This is a genomic window from Kineosporiaceae bacterium (assembly GCA_016713225.1).
Taxonomy (GTDB): Bacteria; Actinomycetota; Actinomycetes; order Actinomycetales; family Kineosporiaceae; genus JADJPO01.
Map to the genome: position 1 here is coordinate 493,000 of JADJPO010000004.1, position 20,298 is coordinate 513,297.

Annotated in this window: 17 protein-coding genes; 8 read left to right on the forward strand and 9 right to left on the reverse strand. The window is 70.1% G+C overall.

All coding sequences use genetic code 11. From position 1 onward, the window contains the following. Positions 1-13: 13 nt before the first annotated feature. The 5 genes from IPK24_18710 to IPK24_18730 all read right to left on the reverse strand — a co-directional run bounded on the left by IPK24_18710 (position 14) and on the right by IPK24_18730 (position 6,778). Positions 14-475, reverse strand: a complete 462-nt coding sequence (locus IPK24_18710) for a DUF1905 domain-containing protein (protein ID MBK8077543.1) — start codon at positions 473-475, stop codon at positions 14-16. 33 nt (positions 476-508) lie between these two features. After that, on the reverse strand, positions 509-3,550 hold the full coding sequence (gene fdhF / locus IPK24_18715) for a formate dehydrogenase subunit alpha (protein ID MBK8077544.1): 3,042 nt from the start codon (positions 3,548-3,550) through the stop codon (positions 509-511). Beyond that, positions 3,547-5,139: a formate dehydrogenase gene (locus IPK24_18720; GenBank protein MBK8077545.1), complete on the reverse strand. Its 1,593-nt coding sequence runs from the start codon at positions 5,137-5,139 to the stop codon at positions 3,547-3,549. The genes fdhF and IPK24_18720 overlap by 4 nt, the downstream gene beginning before the upstream one ends. Further along, entirely contained in the window at positions 5,136-5,639 is a 504-nt protein-coding gene (locus tag IPK24_18725) for an NAD(P)H-dependent oxidoreductase subunit E (protein MBK8077546.1), read from the reverse strand. The genes IPK24_18720 and IPK24_18725 overlap by 4 nt, the downstream gene beginning before the upstream one ends. A 197-nt stretch (positions 5,640-5,836) precedes the next feature. Continuing rightward, positions 5,837-6,778, reverse strand: a complete 942-nt coding sequence (locus IPK24_18730) for a LysR family transcriptional regulator (GenBank protein MBK8077547.1) — start codon at positions 6,776-6,778, stop codon at positions 5,837-5,839. 231 nt (positions 6,779-7,009) lie between these two features. On the opposite strand from IPK24_18730, the gene IPK24_18735 reads away from it, so the two are divergent. The 6 genes from IPK24_18735 to IPK24_18760 all read left to right on the forward strand — a co-directional run bounded on the left by IPK24_18735 (position 7,010) and on the right by IPK24_18760 (position 12,613). Beyond that, on the forward strand, positions 7,010-7,255 hold the full coding sequence (locus IPK24_18735; GenBank protein MBK8077548.1) for a zinc ribbon domain-containing protein: 246 nt from the start codon (positions 7,010-7,012) through the stop codon (positions 7,253-7,255). Between the two features lie 81 nt (positions 7,256-7,336). Further along, a complete protein-coding gene (locus IPK24_18740; protein MBK8077549.1) occupies positions 7,337-7,966 on the forward strand; it encodes an AmiS/UreI family transporter in 630 nt (209 codons plus the stop codon). A 28-nt stretch (positions 7,967-7,994) separates the two neighbouring features. Continuing rightward, complete coding sequence (locus IPK24_18745; protein ID MBK8077550.1) at positions 7,995-9,248, forward strand: acetamidase/formamidase family protein; 1,254 nt, start codon at positions 7,995-7,997, stop codon at positions 9,246-9,248. Positions 9,249-9,567: 319 nt separating this feature from the next. Continuing rightward, complete coding sequence (locus tag IPK24_18750; protein ID MBK8077551.1) at positions 9,568-9,732, forward strand: hypothetical protein; 165 nt, start codon at positions 9,568-9,570, stop codon at positions 9,730-9,732. Positions 9,733-9,892: 160 nt separating this feature from the next. Further along, entirely contained in the window at positions 9,893-10,738 is an 846-nt protein-coding gene (gene fdhD / locus IPK24_18755; protein MBK8077552.1) for a formate dehydrogenase accessory sulfurtransferase FdhD, read from the forward strand. Positions 10,739-10,807: 69 nt separating this feature from the next. Next, the gene (locus tag IPK24_18760; protein ID MBK8077553.1) at positions 10,808-12,613 is read left to right on the forward strand and encodes a long-chain fatty acid--CoA ligase; all 1,806 of its coding nucleotides are present in this window, start codon (positions 10,808-10,810) and stop codon (positions 12,611-12,613) included. A 27-nt stretch (positions 12,614-12,640) separates the two neighbouring features. On the opposite strand, the gene IPK24_18765 is transcribed toward IPK24_18760, so the two are convergent. Then, positions 12,641-14,008, reverse strand: coding sequence for a DUF4921 family protein (locus IPK24_18765; protein MBK8077554.1), 1,368 nt, complete (start codon positions 14,006-14,008; stop codon positions 12,641-12,643). Positions 14,009-14,044: 36 nt separating this feature from the next. On the opposite strand from IPK24_18765, the gene maf reads away from it, so the two are divergent. Continuing rightward, on the forward strand, positions 14,045-14,746 hold the full coding sequence (gene maf / locus IPK24_18770) for a septum formation inhibitor Maf (protein MBK8077555.1): 702 nt from the start codon (positions 14,045-14,047) through the stop codon (positions 14,744-14,746). 88 nt (positions 14,747-14,834) lie between these two features. Beyond that, on the forward strand, positions 14,835-16,142 hold the full coding sequence (locus tag IPK24_18775; protein MBK8077556.1) for a bifunctional diguanylate cyclase/phosphodiesterase: 1,308 nt from the start codon (positions 14,835-14,837) through the stop codon (positions 16,140-16,142). Positions 16,143-16,301: 159 nt separating this feature from the next. Here the strand turns inward: IPK24_18775 and IPK24_18780 are convergent, their stop codons facing one another. The 3 genes from IPK24_18780 to IPK24_18790 form a co-directional block, all read right to left on the reverse strand. Continuing rightward, positions 16,302-17,231: a hypothetical protein gene (locus IPK24_18780; GenBank protein ID MBK8077557.1), complete on the reverse strand. Its 930-nt coding sequence runs from the start codon at positions 17,229-17,231 to the stop codon at positions 16,302-16,304. A 281-nt stretch (positions 17,232-17,512) separates the two neighbouring features. Next, positions 17,513-19,054 (reverse strand): acyl-CoA carboxylase subunit beta, encoded by a 1,542-nt coding sequence (locus tag IPK24_18785; protein ID MBK8077558.1) that lies wholly within the window; start codon positions 19,052-19,054, stop codon positions 17,513-17,515. Positions 19,055-19,069: 15 nt separating this feature from the next. Next, positions 19,070-20,260 carry an acyl-CoA dehydrogenase family protein gene (locus tag IPK24_18790; protein MBK8077559.1) on the reverse strand — a complete coding sequence of 397 codons (1,191 nt, stop codon included), beginning with the start codon at positions 20,258-20,260 and terminating at the stop codon, positions 19,070-19,072. Positions 20,261-20,298: the final 38 nt, after the last annotated feature.

Here is a 20,298-nt window from a genome sequence, read left to right on the forward strand (position 1 = left end):
GTCAGGCTACGACTCAGCGGGTCTGACCGGCGCGCACCATCTCGACGGCCTTGGCGATCCGGTCGGCGCGGGTCTGTTCGCGCTTGGCCTCGGTGACCCAGCGGACGTACTCCTTGCGGTGCGAGTAGGCCAGCTTCTCGAACGCCGCGGCGGCCTGCTCATCGGCGGCCAGGGCCGCCGCGAGGTCGTCCGGCACCTCGACGGTGCGCGGCGCGGCGTCCGCGGCGATCTCGACCTCGAGCCTCTCTCCCACCTCGACGCCGGCCTCGGCCCGCATCGCCTTGTTCAGCCCGATCAGGTTCTCGCCGCCCATCCGTGCGAGCCGCAAGGCCAGGGCGTGGCCGTTGACGGTCACCGTCACCGGGAACGTCTTGGCGCCGTCCGCCAGGGCGGCCACCTGCTCGTCGGTGAGGATGAAGGCCCCCGCGGGGCCACGCTTCTCCAGCGTCGCGGTCAGGTGCAGCGTCTCAGCCATGCCGGGCAGCATAGGTCGTCCCACCCCGCGTGATCACCGCGGGAGAGGGGCCGATGCGGTCACCGCCTCGACCACCAACGGGTCGAGCCCTTCACCACCGGCCGCTACGTGAGCGGCCAGCTGGGCGCGCATCCGCGGTTCCCACGAGTCCCGCAGGTGCCCGGCGATGGCGGCCACCGCCTTCTCGTGGGCGACCTGAGCGACCTGGGTGAACTGCGCGGCCAGGTCGTTGGCCAATCGCACCTGGGTCGATGCGCCCGAGGCATGAGGTTGCCCGGCAACGGATTCCGATTCCAGACGGGTGGCCGGCTCGACCTGCACCGCGGTCACCTTGTACTCCGGGCAGTTGGTCGCCCAGTCGGAGTGCTCGGTGGTCACCACGTTGGCGCCGGTCACCGGGTGGTGGAACGTCGTGTACACCACACCCACCGGCATCCGGTCGGCGATCTGAGCGTGCAGCACCGTCGCGCCCACCCGCGAGGCCAGCTGCACCGCGTCGCCGTCCCGGATCCCGCGCACCTCGGCATCGTGCGGGTGGATCTCGAGCACGTCCTCCGCGTGCCAGCGCACGTTCTCGGTGCGCCGGGTCTGCGAGCCGACGTTGTACTGACTCAGGATGCGCCCCGTGGTCAGGATCAGCGGGAACTTGCGCGTCGAGCGTTCCTCCGTCGGCACGTACGGCGTCGGGATCAGATGCCCCTTGCCGCGCACGAACTTCTCCACGTGCATGATCGGCGTGCCGTCGGGCGCGGCGTCGTTGCACGGCCACTGCACCGATCCGGTGGCGTCGAGGCGCGCGAAACTGACCCCGGCGAAGGTCGGCGTGGTGATCGCGATCTCGTCCATGATCTGACTCGAGTGCTCGTAGCTCATCGGGTACCCCATGGCCTGGGCCACGTCACACACGATCTGCCACTCGTGCTTGAACACCCCGGCCGAGTCGAGATTCTTCGGATCCATCACCGGACGCACCCGGTTGATCCGCCGCTCGGCGTTGGTGAACGTGCCGTCCTTCTCGAGGAACGACGTCCCCGGCAAGAACACGTGGGCCAGCTTGGCGGTCTCGTTCAGGAACAGGTCCTGGACGACGACCAACTCCAGCGCACCCAGCGCCGCCATCACGTGGCGGGTGTTCGGGTCGGACTGCGCCAGGTCCTCACCCTGGATGTAGAGCGCCTTGAACGTGCCGTCGATCGCGGCATCGAACATGTTCGGGATCCGCAACCCCGGCTCGGCCGCAAGCTCACGGCCCCAGAGGGTCTCGAACACCGACCGCACCGTGTCGTCCGAGACGTGCCGGTACCCGGGCAGCTCGTGCGGGAACGAGCCCATGTCACACGAACCCTGCACGTTGTTCTGGCCACGCAACGGGTTGACCCCGACACCCTCGCGACCGATGTTGCCCGTGGCCATCGCCAGGTTGGCCATGCCCATGACCATGGTCGAGCCCTGCGAGTGCTCGGTGACGCCCAGGCCGTAGTAGATGGCCGCATTGGGTGCGCTCGCGTAGAGCCGTGCCGCAGAACGCATCTCGGACGCCGGGACGCGGGTGATCTCCTCGATCGCCTCGGGTGAGTTCTCGGGCCGCGAGATGAACTCGACCCACTCGTCGGTGCCCTCGCAGCGCTCCGCGACGAACGCGGCGTCCATCAGACCCTCGGTGACGATCACGTGCGCCAGGGCATTGACCACCGCGACATTGGTGCCGGGCTGCAGCTGCAGGTGATGGGACGCCTCGATGTGCGGTGAGCGCACCAGGTCGATGCGGCGCGGGTCGACCACGATCAACTTGGCGCCCTGCCGCAGCCGGCGCTTCATGCGCGAGGCGAACACCGGGTGGCCGTCGGTCGGGTTGGCCCCGATCAGCAGGATGACGTCGGCCTTGGCCACCGACCGGAAGTTCTGGGTGCCGGCCGAGGTGCCGAAGGTCTGCTTCAACCCGTACCCGGTCGGTGAGTGACAGACCCGGGCGCAGGTGTCGACGTTGTTGTTGCCGAACGCCGCCCGCACCATCTTCTGGACGACGTAGACCTCTTCGTTGGTGCACCGCGAGGAGGTGATCGCCCCGATCGCGCTCACGCCGTGGGCATCCTGGATCTCGCGCAACCGCCGTCCGGTGTAGGCGATGGCCTCGTCCCAGCCGACCTCACGCCACGGCTGGTCCACCGAGTCGCGGATCATCGGGGCGGTGACCCGCTCCTTGTGGGTGGCATACCCCCAGGCGAAGCGGCCCTTGACGCAGGAGTGGCCCTCGTTGGCGCCGCCGTCCTTGTCGGGCACCATGCGCACCACGGTGTCGCCGGACAGTTCGGCCCGGAACGAGCACCCGACGCCGCAGTAGGCGCAGGTGGTCTTCACCGATCGGGTGGGTGTACCGATCTGGATCAGGCTCTTCTCGCTCAGGGTCGCGGTCGGGCAGGCCTGCACGCAGGCCCCACACGAGACGCACTCGGAGTCGAAGAACGAACCCCCCTCGCTGGCAGCCACTTTGGAGTCGAAGCCGCGGCCGACGATGGTCAGCGCCAGGGTGCCCTGCACCTCGTCGCAGGCCCGCACGCACCGCGAGCAGACGATGCACTTGCTCGACTCGAAGCTGAAGTAGGGGTTGGAGTCGTCGGTGGGCGCGTCGAGGTGGTTCTCCCCCGCATATCCATACCGGACGTCGCGCAGCCCGACCACCCCGGCCACGTCCTGCAGTTCGCAGTCGCCGTTGGCCGCGCAGGTCAGGCAGTCCAGCGGGTGGTCGGAGATGTACAGCTCCATCACGTTGCGCCGCAGGCGACGCAACGTGTCGGTGTCGGTGTGCACCTGCATGCCCTCGCGGCACGGCGTGGTGCAGGACGCCGGGGTGCCCTTGGCGCCGTCCACCTCGACCAGGCACATCCGGCACGACCCGAACGCCTCCAACGAGTCGGTGGCGCACAGCTTGGGGATGTCGACGCCGGCCAGCGCCGCGGCCCGCAACACCGAGGTCCCGGCGGGCACGCTGATCTCGTGGCCGTCGATCGTCACCGTGGTGGTCGCCTCGCCCTCGCGGGCAGGGGTTCCCAGATCGCGTTCGTCGGTCAGGCTCATCGAGCCACCTCCTGCGGCTGCCGGTTCACAGCGTCATCGCCGGCCCGGAGCCATTGGTCCACAGCGCTTCTGACCGGCATGGGCGTCAGACCGCCCATGGCGCACAGCGAGCCGTCGGTCATCAGCTCGCACAGGTCGTCCAGCAACTGCAGATTCGCCTCACGGTCGATACCGGCCGTGATCTTGTCGATGACCTCGACGCCGCGGGTCGACCCGATGCGGCACGGGGTGCACTTGCCGCACGACTCGGCGGCGCAGAACTCCATCGCGAACCGGGCCTGGGCGGCCCAGTCGATGGTGTCGTCGAAGACCACGATGCCGCCGTGGCCGACCATGGCCCCAGCCGCGGCGAACGCCTCGTAGTCCATCGGCAGGTCGAACTTCTCCGGCGTCAGGTACGCGCCCAGCGGGCCGCCCACCTGCACCCCACCGATCGGTCGGCCGGACGCCGTCCCGCCGCCCCACCGCTCGACCAGCTCACCCAGGCTGACGCCGAACGCGGTCTCGACGATGCCGCCGCGAGCGATGTTGCCGGCCAGCTGGAACACCTGAGTGCCCCGGGAACGCCCCACGCCCAACGCGGCATAGGCCTCGGCACCGTCCGCCAAGATGGCCGGCACGGTGGCCAGGGTGAGCAGGTTGTTCACCACCGTCGGCTTGCCGAACAGTCCCTCGAGGGCGGGCAGCGGCGGCTTGGCGCGCACCTCGCCGCGGCGTCCCTCGAGACTCGACAGCATCGAGGTCTCCTCGCCACAGATGTAGGCACCCGCCCCCACCCGCACGCTGACGTCGAAGGAGAGCGACGAGCCGAGCACCGAATGCCCCAACCAGCCTCGGGCATAAGCGATCTCGATCGCCGAGCGCATCGTGGTGATGGCATCGGGGTATTCCGAGCGGATGTAGATGAACCCCTGCGTGGCCCCGGTCGCCCAGGCGGCGATCGCCATGCCCTCGAGGGTCGAGAACGGGTCACCCTCCATCAGCATCCGGTCGGCGAAGGTGCCGCTGTCGCCCTCGTCGGCGTTGCAGGCGATGTACTTGGTCTCACCCGGCGCGTCGAGCACCGTCTTCCACTTGATCCCGGCCGGGAATCCGGCGCCACCGCGCCCCCGCAGCCCGGACGCCGTGACCTCCTCGACCACCTGGGCCGGCGACAGCTCCAGCGCCCGACGCAGTCCGACCAGGCCACCGTGGGCCAGGTAGTGCTCGGGGAACAGCGGACCGATCACGCCCACCCGGGCGAAGCTCACCCGCTGCTGCTCGCGCAGCGCGGGCAGCTGCTCGGTCGGGCCGAGCGCCAACGGGTGGACGGCGGCCGCCGGGTCGGTGAGCATCCCGGCCTCCAGCAATCCCGGTAGATCGGCCGCTGTGACGGGTCCGAACGCGTGGCGCACCTGCGCGGCGTCCATCACCTCCACCAATGGCTCCAGCCAGAGCAGGCCCCACGATCCATTGCGCACCAGGGTGAACCCGGCCTGCTCGGCCGGCGCAGCCAGCGCGTCGGCGACCTCGTCGGCGCCGACGGAACGCGCCGCACTGTCGCAGGGGACGAACAGGATCCGCAGGTCCGCGGGTGGGTTCTGGCTCATGCCGTCGCTCCCGCCTCGTGGGCGGCGGTCTGCTGCAGGCGCTGCTGAATCAACGCGGACAATCTGTCGGCGGTCAGGCGGCCGTGCAGTCGGCCGTCGATCAGGGCTGACGGGCCGAGGGCACAGTTGCCCAGGCAGAACACCTCGTCGAGGGTCAGCGCGCCGTCCTCGGCGGTGGTGCCGACCTTCACCGCGAGCCGCTCGGCGGCGCCGTCCAGCACGGCATTCGCGCCGACCGACTGACAGGCCTCGGCCCGACAGACCTGGGCCACGACGCGGCCCGGCGGCTCGATGCGCAGGTCGTGATAGAAGCTGATCACGCCGTGCACCTCCGCCCGGGAGAGGTTCAGCGCCTCGGCGATCGGCCGGATCGCGGCGTCCGGCACGTGACCCAACTCGGCCACCACGGCCTGGAGCACCACGAGCAGGGGTCCTGGTTCGTCACGATGGGCGGCAACGGCGGTTGCCACCACCTCCGCAACCGGGCGGTTGCCGGCCACCACTCACCTCACTGATCTCGATCAACGCTGATCTCGATCAACGCTGATCTCGTTCGACGCTGACATCGTGGCTCTGCCTGACCGGCCGCAGGGACCGTGACGGGCGACACAGACCTCCCTGCCATGGTGGCTCGTCCGGCGCTGCCACGCGAGCGCGTCGGCGACGTTTCTGACTATCGATTGATAGGCGTCATCTATCAATCCAGGGACGGCGCCCCCGGGTACCGCTGCCGCAGCCTCTCGAGCCGGCCGGCCAGATCCTCCTGCGCCGCGATGTCGCGCAGCATCCGCACCAACGGGGCTTCCGGGTCACGACCGGCCAGCACCAGCCCGACCTGGGGGGTGCGTTCGACGCCGGTGATCGGCACCACCCGCATCCCCTCGGGCACCCCGAACGTGGCCAGCCAGACGTGCGCGATCACCGTGGACCACCGACGCGAGGCGACATGGGCGTACAGCGCCGCCACCGAGTCGGTCTCGACCGCGGGGGTGACCTCGACCCCGGTCTCGGCGAAGCAGCCGTCCAGGATCCGCCGGTGCTGCATGTCGCGGCTGAACAAGCACAACGGCAGCGCGGCGACCTCGGCCCAGGTGACCTCGGCTCGCTCACCCAGCGGGCCGTCGTCCGGGGTCAACGCCAGATAGTGCTCGCGATACAGCGGGACGACGCGGATGGCGTCACCCAAGGACTCGTTGTCGGTGTAGGTCAGCCCGGCGTCGAGGTCGAGATCGACCAGCCGGCGCACGATGTCGCGGCTCGACCCGGAGTCCAGCCGCACCCGAACCCCCGGGTGGGCATGGCACAGCGCGCTGGTGAGCATCGAGGCGGTGACCACGGCGGTCGGGATGGCGCAGACCCGCAACAGGCCCCCGACGCCGCGGCGCAACCCAGCCAACTCCTGGGCCAGTCCGTCGCGATCGGCCAGGATGCGGCGAGCCCAGCTGACGACCTGTTCACCCTCCGGGGTGAATCCGGCAAACCGCCTGCCCCGCACCACGATCGTGACCTTCAGTTCGGATTCGAGCTTCGCGATCCCGGCCGACAACGACGGCTGGCTCACGTGGCACACCGCGGCGGCTCGGGCGAAGTGACGCTCTCGCGCCAAGGCCGTCACATACTCCAACTGGCGCAGCAGCATCACCCATGACTACCACGCCCTCCCGAGCTCAACGCCGTCGCGCGATATAGGACTATTGACTCATTAGCCCTCAATGAGGACCATTGACCAATCATCCAACCCAGCTCGGATGCCGTTCGGTCACTGCTCCTGACCTCAGGGGGTGCCATGGCAACGTTCGCCTACCGCTGCACCGCCACCACCTGCCCTTCCACTGCGCAGAGCGACCCTGGCTTCGATGCCACGTTCCCGATCGGGACGGCGCCGGCCACCCTGGCGTGCCCCACCTGTGGGACTGATGCGGTCCGGGTGTTCACCCCGCCACGGCTGGCCCTGACCCCCCGAGGGCTGACCGCGGCGCTGGACGCCGCGCAGCGTTCGCGGGTCGAGCCCGAGGTCGTGGCCGGACCGCCACCTCGCACCGGCTCCACCCGCCGGGCGAACCGCCAGGTCGAGCCACAGGTCAACCCTGCCCTGGCGAGGCTGCCTCGTCCCTGACGAGCCCGCAGCGCGAACCATCCCTCGCATCCCCACGCATTCCCCTCCATTCCCGTCCCCTCCCATCCCCGGAGGTGTGCCATGGGCAGTGTCGGGCTGCTCTACGTCGGCGCCGTCCTGTTCATCAACGGCGCCATGTTGCTGGGGTGGGTGAAGGGCACGGCGGCGGCACCGATGAACGTGTTCGTCGGTCTGCTGCAGGTGTTCACGCCCACCTATCTGATCGTCACCGCCGACGGGAACGCCGAGCAGATCCTCGGTGCCTCGGGCCTGTACCTGTTCGGCTTCACCTACCTCTACGTCGCCTTCAACCTGTTCTTCGGTCTGGACGGCAGCGGGCTGGGCTGGTTCTCCGGCTTCGTCGCCGTGTGCGCCGTGGTGTTCGCCTACCTGAGCTTCACGCGGAGCCCCACGGACGCGACGTTCGGCGTCATCTGGCTCTACTGGGCCTTCCTCTGGGCCCTGTTCTGGTTGGTACTGGCCCGCGGCGCCGAGCACCTCACCCGCTTCACCGGCGGCGTGGCGGCCGTCCAGGGGTGGGTCACCGGCGTCCTGCCGGCCTTCCTGCTGCTCACCGGCAACTGGAAGGGCACGAACACCGCCTGGGCCGTCGGCTATGCCGTGTTCGGCCTGGTCGTGTTCGGCCTGCTCTATCTGAGACTTCGCGAAACCGCAACGGTCCCAACGGCTTCGGCACCTGCCGCTGCCTGATCAGACTCACTGCTCGAAGGAGCTCGCCATGCCTCAGGTCGTCTTCCCGCTCGACTCGACGAAATCGTTCACCGATCAGGCCATCGTCGGCCACAACCGCTGGCACCCGGACATCCCGGCGCAGGTGCACGTCAAGCCCGGGGACTCCTTCCGGGTGCACTGTCGCGAGTGGTTCGACGGCGCGATCCACAACGACGACTCCGCCGACGACATCCTCAATGCCCCGTTGGCGGGCGTTCACGTGCTCTCCGGTCCGATCGCGGTCGAGGGTGCCCAGCCCGGTGACCTGCTGATCGTCGACATCCTGGACGTCGGCCCGATCCCGCAGGAGGACTCCGGCCCGCTGTCCGGTCAGGGTTGGGGCTACACCGGCGTGTTCGCCACCCGCAACGGGGGCGGCTTCCTGACCGAGCAGTTCCCTGACGCCTACAAGGTGATCTGGGACTTCCGCGGCGGCGTGGCCACGTCGCGCCACATCCCCGGTGTCTCGTTCACCGGCATCGTGCACCCGGGCCTGATGGGTACCGCACCCTCGGCGGCTCTGCTGGCGCGGTGGAATGCCCGCGAACAGGCCCTGATCGACACCGACCCGAACCGGGTGCCGCCACTGGCCCTACCGCCGCTGCCGGACAGCGCCATCCTGGGCAGCCTGACCGGCGCCGACTTCGATCGGGTCGCGGCCGAGGCCGCCCGTACCGCCCCGCCGCGCGAGAACGGCGGCAACCAGGACATCAAGAACCTCACCAAGGGAACCCGGGTCTTCTATCCCGTCTTCGTCGACGGAGCGAACCTGTCGATGGGCGACCTGCACTTCTCCCAGGGCGACGGTGAGATCACGTTCTGCGGGGCCATCGAGATGGGCGGGTTCATGGACCTGCACGTCGACCTGATCAAGGGCGGCATGGCGGCCTACGGGGTCGGCGAGAACGCCATCTTCATGCCGGGCAACGTCGACCCGCAGTACAGCCAGTGGCTGGCCTTCTCGGGCACCTCGGTGACCCTGGACGGCGAGCAGCGTTACCTCGACAGCCATCTGTCCTACCAGCGGGCCTGCCTGCACGCGATCGACTACCTGCAGTCCTTCGGGTACAGCGACATCCAGGCCTACATGATCCTGGGTGCCGCCCCCATCGAGGGCAGGTTGTCGGGCGTGGTCGACATTCCGAATTCGTGTTCGACGGTCTACATCCCGACGGCGATCTTCGATTTCGACGTGCGACCGGGCAAGAACGGGCCGACCCGTATCGACCCCGGCATGGGAGTGCCTCGGTCGGCCGGCTGATCACCCGCCATCGCGAGTGCACGCCCAGATCGGACCAATCCCGACACAAAGCGCGCAATCACCTTCTCACGCAATCGTTGTCATCTCTCACCTCGACCGACGAGGCCCACCGAACATGTTTGGCGGGCAGCGCCCGTGGGTATATCCAGGACAGCCGTCAGGCCGCCCTGGACCATGCCTTCGACGACTGCACCATTCAGACCCGAGCCGATCTCGATCATGGCTCGTGTCGTGATTCCACGGACGGAACGCCCCGGCCCCGTCGCTGACGACGGGCTCCCCGATCAGCCCGAGCCGATCCACTCCCGCGGAGGATCCCATGACCCCTGTTCGCTATCAGTGCACCACCCCCGTCTGCCCGGCCGGTGGCGGCCGTGAGCATCACTTCGACGTCCGCTTCCCCGAGGGCACCGAGCCCGCCAGCACCCCCTGCCCGGCATGCGGCAGCGATGCCGAACGCGTCGCCGTGATGCTCATCCACTGACCGCCGCACCACCTCCGTGATCATGCAATCCGTGCACGCCGTCGATCTGAGCGCGTGCACGGATTGCATGATCACCAGGGCATGGGTGAAGTGAGCCCTCACCACGAACAGCTGGCCGCGAGCGACGCGGCAGAACCGAACGTACGATGCGCCGGTGTCCATGACCACGCGGCGTCCGGTGACGCGGGTGCGTATCGAGGGGCCGGACGCCGGCATGCACGATCGCGCCGACACGCTCGCCGTCGAGGAACCGCTCGAGATCCGGCTGCTCCACGCGGGCGCCCCGGAGGGCGAACCCTTCACCGTCACCATGCGCACCCCGGGCCACGACCTCGAGCTGGCGCTGGGATTCCTGCTCGGCGACGGGGTCATCACCTCAGCGGACGACGTCACCGCGGCACGCCATTGCCCGGACGCCGCACTGGACGCCGACGGCAACCCCACCTACAACGTGGTCGAGGTGGGCCTGGCCCGACACGTCGCCCCGCCGAGCCGCGCCCTGGCCCGCCGGGTGAGCAGCGCCTGCGGCATCTGCGGCACCGAGTCGATCGACCAGGTCCGCGACCGGTGCACCACGGACGTGTCGGCGGACGACATCCGGCTCGACGCCGCCGTCCTCGCCACGTTGCCCGACCGACTGCGCGAGGGACAACGCGCCTTCGCCCGCACCGGCGGCGTCCACGCGGCGGGTCTGTTCACCCCGGACGGCGAGCTGCTCTGCCTGCGCGAGGACGTGGGCCGGCACAACGCCGTGGACAAGGTCGTGGGCTGGGCGCTCCAGCAGGGCCGCCTGCCGCTGACCGGGGCGGTGCTGCAGGTCAGCGGCCGGGCCTCCTTCGAACTGGTGCAGAAAGCCGTGACCGCGGGGTGCCCGGTGCTGGCGGCGGTGTCGGCACCGTCCTCCCTGGCGGTCGACCTGGCGAGCGAGACCGGACTGACCCTGATCGGGTTCTCGCGCGGCACCGGGTTCAACATCTACGCGGGACGCGAGCGAATCCACCGCTGATCGCATGGCGGCGCAGGGCAACCAAGCAGCATGATGTGCGCAGCACTCGCCCTCGATGTGGAGGCCCACATGTCGCACACCCTGGCCAGCCTGTTCGGTGAGCGGGTTCGGCTGCTCCCCGACCGCGAGGCGTTCCGGACGCCGGACGGATCGGGCTGGACGTCGCTGAGCTGGAGTCAGACCGATGGGCGGGCGCGCGAGATCGCGGCCGCCCTGCTGGCTCACGGCGTGAGCCACGAGGACCGGGTGGCCATCGTCTCGATGACCCGGCTGGAGTGGATCCTGGTCGACCTGGGCATCGCCCTGGCCGGGGGCGCCACCGCAGCGGTGTACCCCAACACCCAGGAATCCGACGTCGCCTACATCCTGGCCGACTCGGGCGCCGTGATCGCGGTGGTCGAGGATGCCGGGCAGGTGGCCAAACTGGAGCGCTCCCGGGCCGAGCTGCCCGCCATCCGGCTCGTCGTGGTGATCGACCCGGCCGGGATGCCCGCCGCCGCACCCGACGGCAGCTGGGACGAGGGCTGGGTGATCACCTTCGACGAGCTGCAGGCGCAGGGCCGACGCCACCTCGAGGCCCACCCCACCGCGGTGGACGATGCGGTGGCGGGCGTGCTGCCCGAGCACCTGTCGACGCTGCTCTACACCTCGGGCACCACCGGCCGGCCGAAGGGTGTCGAGCTCACCCACGGCAACTGGGTCTACCTGGCCAAGTCGGTGGAGGACACCCGCGTGGTGCGCACCGACCAACTGCAGTTCCTGTGGCTGCCACTGTCGCACTCGTTCGGCAAGCTGCTGCTCGCGGCCCAGTACGGCGTCGGGTTCACCACGGCGGTGGACGGCCGGATCGACAAGATCGTCGACAATCTCGCGACGATCCAGCCGTCCTTCATGGCCGCGGCGCCCCGCATCTTCGAGAAGGTGCACGCCCGGGTGACCTCGATGACCGCCGAGGCCGGTGGGGCCAAGGCGAAGATCTTCGACTGGGCCTTCCGGGTGGGCACCGAGTGCGTCCGCCGCGAACAGGCCGGCCGCTCGATCCCGCCGATCCTCGGGCTGCAGCGCCGGCTGGCCGACAAGCTGGTCTTCACCAAGATCCGCGAGCGGCTGGGCGGCCGGATCGAGATCCTGGTCTCGGGCAGCGCCGCGTTGGCCCCGCAGATCGCCGAGTGGTTCGCCGCCGCCGGACTACCGATCCTCGAGGGGTACGGCATGACCGAGACCTCGGGCGGCTGCATCGTCAACCGGCCGGGCGGCGTCCGGATCGGCACGGTGGGCATCCCGTTCCCCGACACCGAGCTGCGCATCGCCGAGGATGGCGAGCTGTTGATCCGCTCGCCCGGGGTGATGCGCGGGTACCACAACCTGCCCGACCAGACCGCCGAGGTGCTCAGCCCTGACGGCTGGCTGGCCACCGGGGATGTCGCCGAGGTCGACGCGGACGGCTATGTCAAGATCACCGACCGCAAGAAGGACCTGGTCAAGACCAGCGGTGGCAAGTACATCGCCCCGAGCCTGATCGAGGGCTCGATCAAGGCCTCCAGTCCGCTGATCGGCCAGGTGGTGGTGATCGCCGACGGACGCAAGTTCCCCGGCGCCCTGGTCGCCCTCGATCTGGACGCCGCCACGTCCTGGAGTCAGGCCCACGGCGTGGCGGTCGACCAGGTGAACACCGACCCGCGGGTGCGCGAGCTGATCCAGACGGCCATCGACGAGGTCAACCTGACCCTCAACCGGTGGGAGCAGATCAAGCAGTTCCGGATCCTGCCGCGCGAGCTCGACGTCGCCTCGGGCGAGCTCACCCCGAGCCTGAAGATCAAGCGCGCCGTGGTGATGCGCTCGTACAACGAGCTGATCGAGGAGATGTACGGCTGACCTGGATGGTCCTGATCGCCGGGACCCTCAGAACTCGGGATCGTTCATCGCTCCGTGGCGTACGGAGGGGTTGTACCGCAACACATTCGGCGCGCACGAGCACTCGAACGCGATCCGCATCGGGGCGATGCGGCCCTCGTCCTTGAGCCGGAACAACCGGTCGACCACCCGGTCGCGTACCGAGGTGGGCGAGATGGTGTTGAGGTAGATCTTGGTGCCGCCCTCGAATCCGGCCAGGGTCGAGACCCGCCACTTCAGGACGACGCGCCACGGCATCGGCACGTCGACGTCCGGCGGCTTGTGGTGCCACTCCTCGTTGCTCGGCACGTCGGCGCCGGTGGCGGCGTGGCAGGCGTGGATCAGGTCCGACATGGCCCGTAGTTCGTCCGGGCTGTGGTTCCACGGTTGGCTGCGCCCGCTCTTGGAGAAGATCTCCAAGGCCGGGAACCGGTGGCCGAACCCGGCGATGGCGATGGCGTGATCATTCTCGGCCACCACCAGGTTGTGCGCGGCGGCGTAGTTCACCGCCGCCTCGTTGTAGAGGTTCGGATTCGCCCGCACCCGCTGCACCTCGAGCTCGGCCTGCACCCCGCGTTCGTCGATCGAGACCAGTTGCTTGTGCAGGTGATCGAAGGACGCCCCGGCCGGCTTGAGCCAGTTCTGGAACACCGCGACGTAGCGGGCATAGCGATTGGCCAGGTACAGCTCGCGCATCGCCTCGACGGTGAACTGGACGTAGGCGTAGTGCTCGTCCGGGGTCAGCGTCCCGGCCGAGGCCAACTGGTGATCGTGCGTGGCGTCGTCCACGAAGTGCCGCCGGGCGACGATCACGTCATGCCCCCCGCCGAAGAACCCGTCCGCCACCTGCAGCCGGGCGGCCGTCGTCAGCGTGGCCAGGTTCTCCCCGGCAGAACGCAGCCGCGTGTCGACCAGGCCGCGCAGGTGTTCGCGACCCGCCGTGGTGGCGACGTAGGCGTCCCGATGCGCCCGCGCCGCCTCGGGGAGCGTGTGGCCGTAGTTCCGGTGCCAGTAGTCGTAGGAGATGATCTCGAACAGGTTCGGGATGCGCCGGAACTCGGCGACGCTGTCGTGCACCGTCTCGACCGTCGTCCCCGTGACGGTGCGATAGCCGCCGGCCGATGCGCCGTCCCGCACCAGCCGGCCCTTCTCGGGTGGGGTGTCGAGATAGCGCTCGCTGCAGAACGCGCAGTGCCGGCCGTCGTCCTCGGGGCGCAGCGGCGAGGGATCGGGCGAGGCGATCCCCAACGGCCGGTTGCCCCGGCCCGGCACGGTCCACACCTCGGTGCCGCTGAACGGATTGACCTGTTTGATCGTCCCGTCGGCCATCTGGTCGAGGTACTTGGGCGCAGCGAAGAACGGACCCGTGGTGGACATGCGCCCCATGCTGGCGCGGCGGCTAGCCTCCTGGCCATGCCCCGCACGGTTACCGACGCCACTCTCGAGGCCTCCGATGCCCCCGCGCGCCCGATCCGCCTGGTCCTGGCCAGCGCTTCCCCCGCCCGGCTGCGCACCCTGCGTGCCGCCGGGCTCGACCCCGAGGTGGTGGTCTCGGCGGTCGACGAGGACGACGTGGTCGCCCGGTACGGCGTGACCGAGGCCGAGGACGTCGTGCTGGTCCTGGCCCGGGCCAAGGCCGAGGACGTCGCCGGATCGCTCGCCGCGGCCGACGGTTCGTCCACGCTGGTGCTGGGCTGCGACTCGATGCTCGACCTGGACGGCGAGGTGATGGGCAAGCCGACCGACCCGGACGACGCGCGCCGGCGCTGGCAGCGGATGCGCGGGCGCAGCGGCGTCCTGCACACCGGGCACTGGCTGCTCGACACCGCGCGCGGCGGCGGGTGCGTCGGTTCGGTGGCCGCGACCACGGTGCACTTCGCCGACCTGAGCGACGCCGAGATCGAGGCCTACGTCGCCTCGGGCGAGCCGCTGGCGGTGGCCGGGGCGTTCACCATCGACGGCCTGGGCGCGGCGTTCGTGCGCGCGATCGACGGCGACCACCACAACGTCGTCGGGGTGTCGGTGCCTCTGCTGCGTGAGCTGGCCCGCGATCTCGGGGTGGACTGGCCGAGGCTGTGGCGTCACGCCCCGTCACCGAAAGCGGTGGGCGGCTGATTACCACGCGTCTCGGTGCCTCTCGGCCGGGTGAATGGCCGACCCTCCCGGTTGAGCGGGCTCGGTGTGAGGGAGGACACTCGGTGCCGTGGCGAGCGACGGTCTGACCTGGTTGGCGAGCCGCCAGGCCCTCTCGGACGCGTTGACGGACGAGGCGTCGGCGGGTCGCGACACCCCGGGCGGCGATGGCACGGGCGGCTGGACGAGCCGCATCGGGTTGCTGCTGCTGGACGTCGACCGCTTCAGTGACCTGGTCGCCTCGCTCGGTCCGGACGGCGGCCAGGACGTCCTGGCCCAGATCGCCACGCGCCTGCGACCGGCCCTACGACCCAATCAGATGCTGGCCCGGCTCGGGGGGGACGAGTTCGCCGTCGTCCTGCCGGACGCCGATCGTGAGGCTGCCGAGCGGGTGGCCCATGCCCTCCTCGCCCAGTTGGATGCGCCCATCCGGGTGAACATGCCGACCGGGCCACGCGACGTCCAGGTGGCGGCCAGCGTGGGCGTGGCGACCTGCCGGCTGCCCCGGGAGGACCCGCGCGAGCTGGTGCACCAGGCCTCGCAGGCGGTGCGCCAGGCCAAGCGCTCGGGCGGCGGCGTCAGCCACGTGGCCCCGGGTGAGGACCAGCCCACCCGGCTGCCGCCGATCGGCGAACTGCGGGTGGCGCTGGAACAGGGCGACCTCGAGGTCTATCTGCAGCCGCAGGTGGACCTCAGGCGTGGTCGGCTGTGCGGCGCGGAGGCGCTGGCCCGGTGGCGCCACCCCCAGGACGGCGTGCTGCTGCCGGCCTCGTTCCTGCCGCTGGCGGCGCAGACCGGGTTGATGCGTCCGATCGCGGCTGCCGTCACCGAACTGGCGGTCGCCGCCGTCGCCCAGTGGTGGGATCGGGGCTTCCGCGTGCCGGTGAGTCTGAACCTCACCCCGTCGGACCTGCTCGACGAGACCCTCACCGCACGGATCCCCGGGTGTCTGAAGCCCCACGGGCTGCCCACCGAGGCCCTGCGCATCGAGATCACCGAGGACGTCTTCCTCGCCGACGCCGATCTGGTCGCCGGGGTGTTGCACCGCTGGCAGGAGGCCGGGGTCCACGTGGCCCTCGACGACTTCGGCACCGGCTACTCCTCACTGGCCTACCTGCGTGAACTGCCGATCAGCGAGCTCAAACTCGACCGCGTGTTCATCACCGACCTGGCCCGGCCCCGGACGACAGCGATCGTGCGCCACACCATCGCCATGGCGCACGAGCTGGGCATGAAGGTCGTCGCGGAGGGCATCGAGGACGCCGACACCGCCGCTGTGCTCACCGAAATGGGCTGCGACATCGGCCAGGGCACCTTCTTCGGTGCCGCCATGGCCGTCCCCGAGTTCCTGGCCCACCTGGCCGCCACCACCACCTGATCCCGCTCCTCCCCAACCCTGTTCCTCCCCAACCACCCCCTCGCCCACTCCAGCCCACCTCCCACCAAAGACCCGAAATGGTCGTCATAGGCGGCAAATGACGACCTATTCGGGTCTTTGGCGGCGGAAGGTGGGGCCAACCGCGCCACGGCGGAAAGGTCAGGTGGGGGTGACGCCGAGGTCGTGGGCGATGGCTTCGATGCGGCGATCGAGGGCGGCGGGTCTCGACAGGTCGGCGTCGATGAACGTGTGCACCCGCCACCCCTCGGCGACCAGATCGGCCCGGATCACGTGGTCGCGTCGCCATTGCCGCAGGTCCTGGCGATGCTGCTCGCCGTCGTACTCAGCGATCACACGTTGCCGGCGCCAGACGAAGTCAGGGCGGGCGAGCCACCCGCCCAGCCCGTCGAGCACGTCGACGTTGAGCTCAGGCTCGGGGAGCCCGCGGCGATGCATCGCCAGTCGCACCAGGCTCTCGCGCCGCGACAGGCTACGAGTGCGCACCAGCGGCAGGGCCTCACGCAACGCGCGCACCCCGGTCTCCCGGGCGCGCCGAGTCACGGCCTCGGTCAGGTCAGCCAGGGGGATGCCGGACGACTCCTCGTTGACCGTGGCGTCGCCGAGGACGACGCGCTCCTCGAGCGACAGCCCAGCGGCGACGTCACACCAGGTGTCGGCCGGCACGGTCAGCGGCAGCCCGTGACGGGTGACCACGCCACGGTGCTCCAGTCCACGGTGATGCACCGTGCCGCGCCGGCGTACTGCTGAGAGCCAGGTCGGCCGGACGACGTGCAGCGGTTCCTCAGGTGACCAGAACTGCGCCACAGGCAGCCCGAGCAGGCGGGCCGCGGTGAGGTGCGAGTAGGCCCACGGCTCGGGCAGCACCAGCGCGAACGCCCGGCATCGAGCCCGGAAGGCTTCGACCATCGAGTCGGCGACCATGAGTTCCCCCGGAATCCGGACCCCGGAGGTCGGGGCGACCAGGTCACCGCTGCGCGTCCGTGCCCGAGTCACCCCTTGGCTGCGCCCCTGCGCCACAGTGAACCCCGCGTCCAGGCCCCTGGGCAGCGGGGCGGGTGCGCGGGCCATGCCGCACACCGTGCCCCACCCGCGCTGGTGGCCGCTCTCGTCATCCACAGCCGCCCGTGCTTCGGTCGTTGTCCACACCCTCAGCCCTCCCCAAAGACCCCAAACGGCTGCCACGCTCATCCCCGCGGCCCTCGTCCGCCCCAGCACCTCCCGCCCCAAAGACCCGAGATGGCTGTCATTTCCAAGGAATGGCAGCCATCTCGGGTCTTTGGGCGGGGGTGAGGCGGTGGTGGGTTGCGGCGGGCGGGAGGGGGACGGGTGGGTGGACTGGTGGGGCTGGGTCAGACGGGCGGGACGCCGTGGCGCTTGTCGGTGATGCGGCGGTCCTTGGCGGCGGCGTAGGTGAGGCGGAGCACCAGCTCGCGGCGGAGCTCGCCGGGCTCGATGACGGCGTCGATGACGAGGTCACCGGCCAGGCGCAGCAGGTCGACGTCCTCTTCGTACTCCAGGCGTCGGGCGCTGACGTAGGCCTCGCGCTCGGCGTCGTCCTCGATCGCGGCGATCTTGTTGGCGTACACCGCATTGACCGCCGCCTGCGGACCCATCACCGCGATCGAGGCGCTGGGTAGGGCGAGCGTGGCGTCCGGCCCGAAGCCCGGCCCCGCCATGGCGTACAGCCCGGCGCCGTAGGCCTTGCGCAGCACCACACACACCTGTGGCACCGTCGCCTCCGACACCGCCGTGATCATCTTGGCGCCGTGGCGGATGATGCCCTGCCGTTCCACCTCCGAGCCGATCATGAACCCGGGCACGTCGGCCAGGTAGACCAGCGGCACGTTGAACGCGTCGCAGAGCCAGATGAACCGGGCCGCCTTGTCCGCCGAGTCACCGAACAGCACTCCCCCGCGCACCGCGGAGTTGTTGGCCACGATCCCGACGCTGCGCCCGTCGAGCCGCCCGAAGCCCACCACGAGCTCGGCGGCGAACAGCGGCTTGATCTCGAAGAACGAGTCCGCATCGACCAGTGCCTCGACCACGTCGTGGACGTCGAACGGCACCGACTCCTTCTCCGGCACCAGGTCTCGGCTCATCGCCCGCACCGGCGCCTCGGCCAGATAGGTGGGCGGCGTCGAGCGCCACGAGGTCGGCAGGTAGGAGAAGTAGAGCCTGGCCTGCTCGATCGCATCGGCGTCGTCGGTGGCCAGGTTGTCGCCGCACCCCGAGACGCTGCAGTGCATCCGGGCACCACCCATGTCCTCCAGCGAGACGATCTCGCCGACCACCATCTCGGCCATCCGCGGGCTGCCCAGATACATGCTGGCGTTGCCCTCGACCATGATCACGATGTCGCAGAACGCCGGGATGTAGGCGCCACCCGCAGCCGACGGGCCGAACAGGCAGCAGATCTGCGGCACCTTGCCGGAGAGCATCACCTGATGGTGGAAGATCCGCCCGGCCCCGCGGCGTCCGGGGAACAGCTCCACCTGATCGGTGATCCGCGCACCGGCGGAGTCGACCAGCCAGAACACGGGGAGCTCTTCGCGCAGAGCGGCTTCGGTGGCCCGCACCATCTTCTCGACGGTGCGCGCCCCCCACGAGCCGGCCTTCACCGTGGGGTCGTTGGCGATCACCATCACCGGCCGGCCATCCACCATGCCCCGCCCGGTGACCACGCCGTCAGCCGGCAGCCCGGCCCCGGCCGCGGTGGCCGGGGCGTTGGCCAGCTGGCCGTCCTCGACGAACGACCCGTCGTCGCACAGCAGCGCGATCCGTTCGCGCACCGGCAGTTTGCCCTGCCCGGCGAGCTTGGCCGCACCGGCCTCGGACGGTGCGAGTGTGGCCCGGCGGGCGGCCGCCACCTCGGCGTAGTGGTCATGGCTCATCGCGTCGTCACCCGATCAGTGAACCGGAAGACCGAGGCCGCGGGCGATGACCAACCGCTGAATCTCACTGGTGCCCTCACCGACCTCGAGAATCTTGGCATCGCGGTAGTAGCGGGCCACCGGGTACTCCTCGATGAACCCCGACCCGCCGTACACCTGCGTGGCCAGCCGCGCGGCGTCCATCGCCGTGGTCGAGGTCTGCAGCTTGGCTCGGGCCGCGGCCGCGCCCACCTGGGCCGCCGTCACACCGCCCGCACCGGCGCGCAGCTGGTCCTTCAGCCAGGCGGCGCGGTAGGTCAGCAACCGGCCGGCGTCCACCGCCACGGCGAGATCGGCCAGGGCGAAGGCGATCGACTGGTTCGACCCGATGGGCCGGCCGAATGCCGTCCGGGTGCCTGCGTACTCGACGCTCGCCTCCAGACAGGCCCGCGACAGCCCCAGCGCCAGCGCGGAGATCGCGATCCGGCCGTCGTCCAGCGTGGCGAGGAACTGCCGCAGCCCGCCGCCACGGGTACCCAACAGGTTGGCCGCCGGCACTCGGCACCCCGCGAACGCGAGCCCGTGGGTGTCCGAGGAGTGCCAGCCGAGTTTGCGATAGGGGGCCTCGACAACCAGCCCGGGGGTGCCCGCCGGCACCAGGATCGTGCTGATCTCGGGCGCACCGTTCTCGCGGGTGCCGGTGCGGGCGGTCACCGTGATCACGCTGGTGACGGGTGTCCCCGAGTTGGTGATGAAGGCCTTGGCGCCGTCGATCACCCATTCGTTCGTGGCCTCGTCCCGGACGGCGCGGGTGCTGGTGGCGCCGGCGTCCGACCCGGCGCCCGGTTCGGTGAGCCCGAAGGCCGCCAGCGCGCGACCGGCGACCAGATCGGGCAGCCACTGCTGCTTCTGCTCGTCCGTGCCGTAGGTGAGGATCGGGGTGATGCCGAGCCCGACCCCCGCCGACAGCGTGATGCCGACGGCCTGGTCGACGCGACCGAGTTCCTCGATGGCCACACAGAGGCTGGTGAAGTCGCCGCCGCTGCCGCCGTACTCCTCCGGCACGATCAGCCCGAACAGCCCCAGGTCGCCCATCCGGGGCACCAACTCGACCGGGAACCGCGCCGCGGCGTCCCATTCGGCGCTGTGCGGGGCCACGTGATCGACGGCGAACTCGCGCACCACCCGACGGAAGTCCTCGTGATCTCGGGACAATTCGAACCCCATGGCCCCACCTTCGACTGTTCCACGGCCCACATTTGCTT